Annotated in this window: 7 protein-coding genes; all 7 read left to right on the top strand. The window is 32.2% G+C overall.

The genetic code is table 11. The features are described 5' to 3' along the window. Positions 1-38 precede the first annotated feature (38 nt). The 7 genes from JI65_RS16180 (at position 39) to JI65_RS16150 (ending at position 6,024) form a co-directional block, all read left to right on the top strand. Positions 39-1,694 carry a HEAT repeat domain-containing protein gene (locus tag JI65_RS16180; protein WP_191018202.1) on the top strand — a complete coding sequence of 552 codons (1,656 nt, stop codon included), beginning with the start codon at positions 39-41 and terminating at the stop codon, positions 1,692-1,694. 184 nt (positions 1,695-1,878) lie between these two features. Next, positions 1,879-3,297, top strand: coding sequence for a TM2 domain-containing protein (locus JI65_RS16175; protein ID WP_191018201.1), 1,419 nt, complete (start codon positions 1,879-1,881; stop codon positions 3,295-3,297). Between the two features lie 48 nt (positions 3,298-3,345). Then, the gene (locus JI65_RS16170; protein ID WP_191018200.1) at positions 3,346-4,473 is read left to right on the top strand and encodes a PDDEXK-like family protein; all 1,128 of its coding nucleotides are present in this window, start codon (positions 3,346-3,348) and stop codon (positions 4,471-4,473) included. Between the two features lie 58 nt (positions 4,474-4,531). Further along, on the top strand, positions 4,532-4,801 hold the full coding sequence (locus JI65_RS16165) for a hypothetical protein (RefSeq protein ID WP_191018199.1): 270 nt from the start codon (positions 4,532-4,534) through the stop codon (positions 4,799-4,801). 55 nt (positions 4,802-4,856) lie between these two features. Continuing rightward, on the top strand, positions 4,857-5,069 hold the full coding sequence (locus JI65_RS16160; RefSeq protein WP_191018198.1) for a hypothetical protein: 213 nt from the start codon (positions 4,857-4,859) through the stop codon (positions 5,067-5,069). Then, complete coding sequence (locus JI65_RS16155) at positions 5,066-5,464, top strand: PIN domain-containing protein (RefSeq protein WP_191018197.1); 399 nt, start codon at positions 5,066-5,068, stop codon at positions 5,462-5,464. The genes JI65_RS16160 and JI65_RS16155 overlap by 4 nt, the downstream gene beginning before the upstream one ends. A gap of 122 nt (positions 5,465-5,586) precedes the next feature. Next, positions 5,587-6,024: a hypothetical protein gene (locus JI65_RS16150; RefSeq protein ID WP_191018196.1), complete on the top strand. Its 438-nt coding sequence runs from the start codon at positions 5,587-5,589 to the stop codon at positions 6,022-6,024. The last annotated feature ends 197 nt before the right edge of the window (positions 6,025-6,221 follow it).

Here is a 6,221-nt window from a genome sequence, read left to right as displayed (position 1 = left end):
ACGACAGGCCACTGGCCTGCTTGTTTTAGGAAGAAAAAATGAAAAAAATTATTTTATCAATGATACTAACAACATTCTTTTCAATTGCTCTATTTGGGCAAAATATTGAAGATTTTGAAAAAGATTTTATCAATGCAACTAAAACTGAGTTTACTGAAACAGATTTGGATAAAATGTTTCAGTCATATTCAGTTTTCCTGCTGCCATTCAGTGATATGATTCAGCTCATGAAAAACGGTGGACAAATTGTTGAATATCCGCTGTCAAAATTTAAAGAAACTTCCACTTACAAAAATAATATTAATATTTTATTTAACTCAAAAAATGACAATCAACGCTTGCTGTCTTATCTGGTTATTTCAGGAGCCGGTGATAAAAAATTTGAAAAAAAGCTTTTAGAAAGAATAAAAAGCGAAAAGCCAGAGGCCAATATTATTTGGGCTGGTATGGCTTTGATGCATTTAAAAACCAAACATACAACCGCTTTATTTGATTTTTTGGTAGAATACGAAAATTTTGGCGACAGTCATATGATTCCTTTGTATATTCAGCTGGATAAGAAATCTTTACAAAAAACTGCTTACGATAGAATTAACAGTGAAAATGTAAGAGCAAAAATCCTCGCCGCACAAATTCTTTCGATTACTGGTAAAAATAAGAAAACCGAAAAATTATTACTAGATGCAGTCAAGAACTGGGATTATAGTATAAAGGGGTATGCAATTTATTCTATAAATGAACTTAGAATTGGCAACCTCAAAAATGATTTTATTCCGTTATTAGATAATCCACAGACTCGGAGTATTGCAATTCAGGCTTTGGCTAACAGCCCGACAAAAGAAGATGTTGATTTTGTAAACCAGTTATTGGATAACAAAGGCCCTGTTTCCGAGGAGCTATTAGACGGATATTATGAATCAAAAAATATAGAAAATATAAAAGTTTGGTTACACTTAGTTTCCACAAGAGAGATTCCTGAAAATTATTCTTTTAGCGTAAATGAACAACCTCTTTTATTTTCGGATGAATTATTAAAAGATGTTCAGAAAGCATTAAAGACTACAAAATATACCGAAATTCAACAATACCTGATTAAAGTATTGGAAGGTAGAAATGACCAGGAGTCAATGGATATAATTTTTGCTTACTTAGATAGTAAAGATTCTTCGGTTAGGTACTGGACTGTGGATATTTTAAAAGGAAAGCAACCTGTTGAAGTTTTAAATAAACTGATAGGAATGTTGGAAAATCCAGAACAAAGAGTAGTTTCAATCACCAATGTATTGATAGAAAATAAAATTGACTCGCTTCAATCTACTTATGAAAAAATATACCAGACAGAAAAGAGTTTGGATTGGCAAAGAAGCTCGATTGAATATCTGTCGAATTTCCCAAAACAAAATCATAAAAAGATATTTCTGGAAATTTTAGAAAATAATAAATCTGATAATTTTATAAAAAGAGATGCTGTTATGGGACTGGCAAATTTAAAAGATGAATCTTCTGTAGATATAATAATTAAAGCTTGCGAAGAAGAAAGTTCCCATAGTGATTATAACGCTCGGACTTATTTAATTGCTCTATCAAAAATTAAATGTGAAAAGGCAAGAAAATATATTGAAAAATATATGAATAGTAAAGAAAAAATGGTTAAAGATTTAGCGAAAGAATTAATCGCAGGTTGGGATAACTAATATATTCTATAAGACAAAAAGTAGAATTAAATCATTTATGGAGTAAAAAAGGCCATAACAAAGGTTCGTAGCCGACAGCGGGTCAAGCCCGCTGCGGTACAACCAATTGTTAGGCGGACAGCCCACTGGGCTGCTTGGTGTTTCAAGAAAAGTCCACCTATTTTCATTTTATAAGGGGAAAATTATGGACGATTTAGAAAAAAGAAAAATTTTCAATCTTATTCAGTTGGCTCTTCAAGCTTTCCAAAGCAATAAATATCAAATAAACTCCTACACCCCTTATTATGCAGTAAACGGAACAAGTGGAATAAAATTTTCTGTAAAAGTTAATGAAACCGAACTTGCATTTTTCGCAGGATTTTCCACAGACAAAAAATATGAAAACCAGCTTCTCTTCGGAGTATTAAAATCTGACTGTAATGAAAAAATATCAAAACTAAACCATTTAGATGATGACGAAAATGGAAATAAGATTCAAGAAAAAATTAAAATTGATACGAAATTTACATCTTTAGAAGAAAACTCGCAAAAAGAGAAAATCTCAAAATGGTTGAATGAGCAGATTAGAACATTTTTATCAATGTATTCATTATTTAATGGTTCACTAAAAAAATCATCAAACAAAGAACAAAATCCTATAAAGAGAAAACTTATTCTTTCATTCACTTGCCTTTTGTTCGGTTGTCTTGGTGTTCATAGATTCTTGCTTCGACAATGGGGAAGCGGTTTTTTACAACTTTTCACCATGGGTGGTTTTTACATATGGTGGATTATCGATACGATTCGCCTTTTTACAGGAAATTATCCCGATTCAGACGGCATTTTATTCAAAGATAAAATTACAGAGTATAAAGATGCTCATAAAGTTGAATATGAAAAAGAAATTGAATCATATGAAAATATAGATACAAAGACATGGTTCAAAGTCGTTGAACTACCATGGCTTATAACAGTACTTGGAATAGTACCGAGTTGCTTTTGTCCAATATTTGCAGAAACAAACGAAATTGTATTTATCGCACTGGCTGCAGTTAGTAGCATCATTTTCTTGATTGGACTTATATCAATTTTTGCAACAATCGGGAAGAAAAGAAAAATTCGAATTGCAAATGACATTACTATCACTAAAAATCCATACACATGGTTTTTAAGTAAAATCGGAAAAATCACTTGCGGCAGTATAATTTTTATTTTGGGCATTGGAATATTTGTATTAATTGCAATATTTACAACTTCAGTTAGTAAAAGTCTATCTAGTGGAAGTACTTCTTCAAACAGAGCGACTTCTGAAAGTTCAGATTCAACAAGAGGTAGTAATTCAGCCTCGACAGAAAAAAGCAATAAAACCTCAATCAAATATTATTATTGTGAATATTGTGGTCATAAAGAGATTAATTTAAAACTATTGCTTAGTGGGCATTGTAATAGGCATCCAACAGATCCTTATAATGCACATCACAAATTATATGAAGGAACGATAAAATCTGATTACTATTGCAAATACTGCGGTCATAAAGAAAGAACAATAGATCATCTTACAAGTGGATATTGTCAGAAACATCCAAATGGTAGTGGTAAAGGACACCATCTACCAGCACTTTGAGCATACTATAATTTCAAGGCGTAAACATTGCATAACGGAGGAAATTATATGCAATTTTCAGAGACAAAAGACTTGCTTGAAAAAGCAGAGCATGTAATCAGGAAAACAAGAAAAGTTCAGGAAGAAAAAGAAAAGTCGGGCGAATGTTTCAATACATTCAAGATTCTTGGAATGCAAAAGAATGAAGTGCGTCTTCATTCAGCATTTTTGAGTGAGATTCTTGACCCCAAAGCCGTTCACGGACTTGGCGACTACTTCTTAAAGCCCTTTGTAAAAAATGTGGCAAAAATAGACACTGAACTTGATACAAAAAATGCAGAAGTTTCTGTTGAAGAGTCTATCGGAGCGATAAGCGAGGATGGAAAGGCAGGCGGAAGATTTGACATTGCCATAAAATTCCACAATCCAGACTATCTAATCCTAATAGAAAACAAAATAGATGCCGGCGACCAGATTTCTCAGCTACAGCGGTACAATAATTATGCAAAGAAAAATTACAAAGATAATTACAAAATCTTGTATTTAACCGTTGACGGACATACCCCGTCACGGCTTTCACTTGGAAACGCAAACATTCCATATCAATGCATTTCGTACAAAAACGACATAAAAAAATGGCTCACAGAATGCATTGAAAAGATTGACACAAGGCCATTTGTTGACATTTCTGTACGTCAATACATTGCGGTCATAGAAGAGCTTACGAATACCGAACTGGAGGATACTATGAAAAAGGAAATCATCGAAAAACTTTATTCAAAAGAAAATCTTGAGCTTGCAAAAGTTGCAGAGGAGTTTGCAAATATATGGGAAGAAAAAGATTTGGTCATTTCTCGTATTATTGCAGAGAAACTGATTTCGGAAGGATTTTCTGACAATGGCGGTCAAGTCTACAAAAAAATTGATGACAATCTTAAGATATATTTCGAATATGAAAATTATTCTCCAAATCTTGGTTTCAAGACCGAAAAGAAATTTGAAAACAAAAAAGCACTTAAGCAGGTTTTGGCGGCCGCCGGATGCTCTGAATTTAGAATGTCAAATCTTGAAGATTCCGGTAATTGGTTAAGCTTTTACTTTACTTATGGCACAAATAGAACGATTGAAGACTTTTATCAAGCTATAAAGAATGTGCTTGACCAGCTTGAAAACGGATTCAAGAAAATCCCACAATAACAGGCTGCGTTTTATACATTTATTTCTTATAGCACTCATCGCTCTGAGTTTGCTGAATTTGGTTATAGCCATTTTCAGCAAAAAAGCGGACATTACCGCAAGATTTTTTGCTGATATATTGAATCAGCAAATTCTTTCAATCGATAATGAACTTGGAAATGGAAAAATTTCTGAAACAGAAGCAGAAAAACAAAGACTTGCGATATTGAAGAAAAATCAAAAACTTGAACTAGCTGCAAAAAGGCTAAAAACCGTAAAATTTATGCTTCTCGGATTTATTTTGTGTGCATGCCTGTTGTTTGTGCTGTTATTTTTCTTTTTGAAGTGAATATAATGCAAAAAATCAAAAAATATGCTATAATGCTACTGAATGGAGGTGCAAAATGTCGTACGAAATGGTGATGGAAAAAATAAAGACTTTGCCAGAAACAGCTCTGGAAGAAGTTTCTGTTTATCTTGATAAAATTGGAAACATTTATCAGGCAAAACAAAATGTCGATTTTTCATTTGTAGACAATATTTTTGGAACTCTAAATGATTCTGAAGCTGATGAATTGCGTTCTTGCTGCGGTTTGAAATTTCGGGAGAACGCATGACATATTTTCTCGATACGAATGTAATCATCGACTTACTGAACGGAAATTCGAATGTTCTTGCTGCCTTTAAAAACGCATATACTTTTGATACGATAAAAATTCCTGATTTGGTCTACTATGAGGTTCTTCGTGGCTTTGAATATTCTGACCCTAAAAATCAAAAGGCCGGATTTGAGATTTTTGCAAATCATTGTGGCATTGTGTATATGGATAAATCTGTTTTGGAAGAAGCTGCTAAACAATATGCATATTTGCGAAAAAATGGAATCACGATTGATGACGATGATATACTCATCGGCTCTTTTGCCATTGAAAAAGAATCTGTCCTCGTTACAAATAATACAAAGCATTTTAAGAATCTAAACGGAATCCAACTTGTAAATTGGAAAGAATAGGGTATATAAGAAAAATCGCCTAACACAGTTTTCAAAGCCGACATTTTTGCCATTCGGCAAAAATGCGGTTTAAAACATTGTTATGGCGACAGGCCACTGGCCTGCTTCGCAAGAGGAAAAAAATGGAAAAACCTAAAAAAAGTATTTTTGTTTATCTTATTGGAATTTATTTATTTCTTACATCAAGTGTATTAACAGCACCATTTAGACAAAGAAGTAAAGAATATTTTTCAACAACTGGAATCCCTGATTATTCATCAAATTGGATAATGACGATTATAAGTATTTTTGCAATTGTCTTAATCATACAGATTATTCGATATAAAAAAGTATTCTTTTTTATCGGAGCCGGTTGGTTCATTCTTTCTTCAATTTGGATTTTATATTTAATTTTCTTTTTATATAAAAAATATTTTACTTGGATAGATTTTGTAGCAATAATAAATATTTTATGCATTCTGTTTTTATTAAATAAGAATAGTCTAAATAGATGTAATGAGTATTCTGAGTATTATCGAATATTAAAAGAACAAAAAGAAATGAGAAAAAGATTAAAATAAGAATATTTTAGAAAGCAAGTCAAGCTTGCTTTCTAAAATGAAATTGAACTTTAGGGTTTACGCAAGGAAGCGTGAGTACGTGGCTTTACGCCGCTTAAGAAAAAAAATAATAATAGAAGCATTCGCTTCAAAAATTTGTACAGAAAAATTCATAAAGAAAAAAAAGATTTGTGAAATATAATTCTGTATAAGATATA

The sequence above is a fragment of the Treponema zioleckii genome, assembly GCF_014737315.1.
GTDB lineage: Bacteria > Spirochaetota > Spirochaetia > Treponematales > Treponemataceae > Treponema_D > Treponema_D zioleckii.
The sequence above is the reverse complement of the archived record's forward strand: the minus strand, read 5'-3'. Positions and strand labels throughout refer to the sequence as shown.

What these genes read in the sequence shown, in the direction of transcription:
- JI65_RS16160 (WP_191018198.1), top strand. Translation starts at nt 4,857, where the DNA reads ATGTCGTACGAAATGGTGATGGAAAAAATAAAGACTTTGCCAGAAACA.
- JI65_RS16155 (WP_191018197.1), top strand. Translation starts at nt 5,066, where the DNA reads ATGACATATTTTCTCGATACGAATGTAATCATCGACTTACTGAACGGA.
- JI65_RS16180 (WP_191018202.1), top strand. Translation starts at nt 39, where the DNA reads ATGAAAAAAATTATTTTATCAATGATACTAACAACATTCTTTTCAATT.
- JI65_RS16150 (WP_191018196.1), top strand. Translation starts at nt 5,587, where the DNA reads ATGGAAAAACCTAAAAAAAGTATTTTTGTTTATCTTATTGGAATTTAT.
- JI65_RS16175 (WP_191018201.1), top strand. Translation starts at nt 1,879, where the DNA reads ATGGACGATTTAGAAAAAAGAAAAATTTTCAATCTTATTCAGTTGGCT.
- JI65_RS16170 (WP_191018200.1), top strand. Translation starts at nt 3,346, where the DNA reads ATGCAATTTTCAGAGACAAAAGACTTGCTTGAAAAAGCAGAGCATGTA.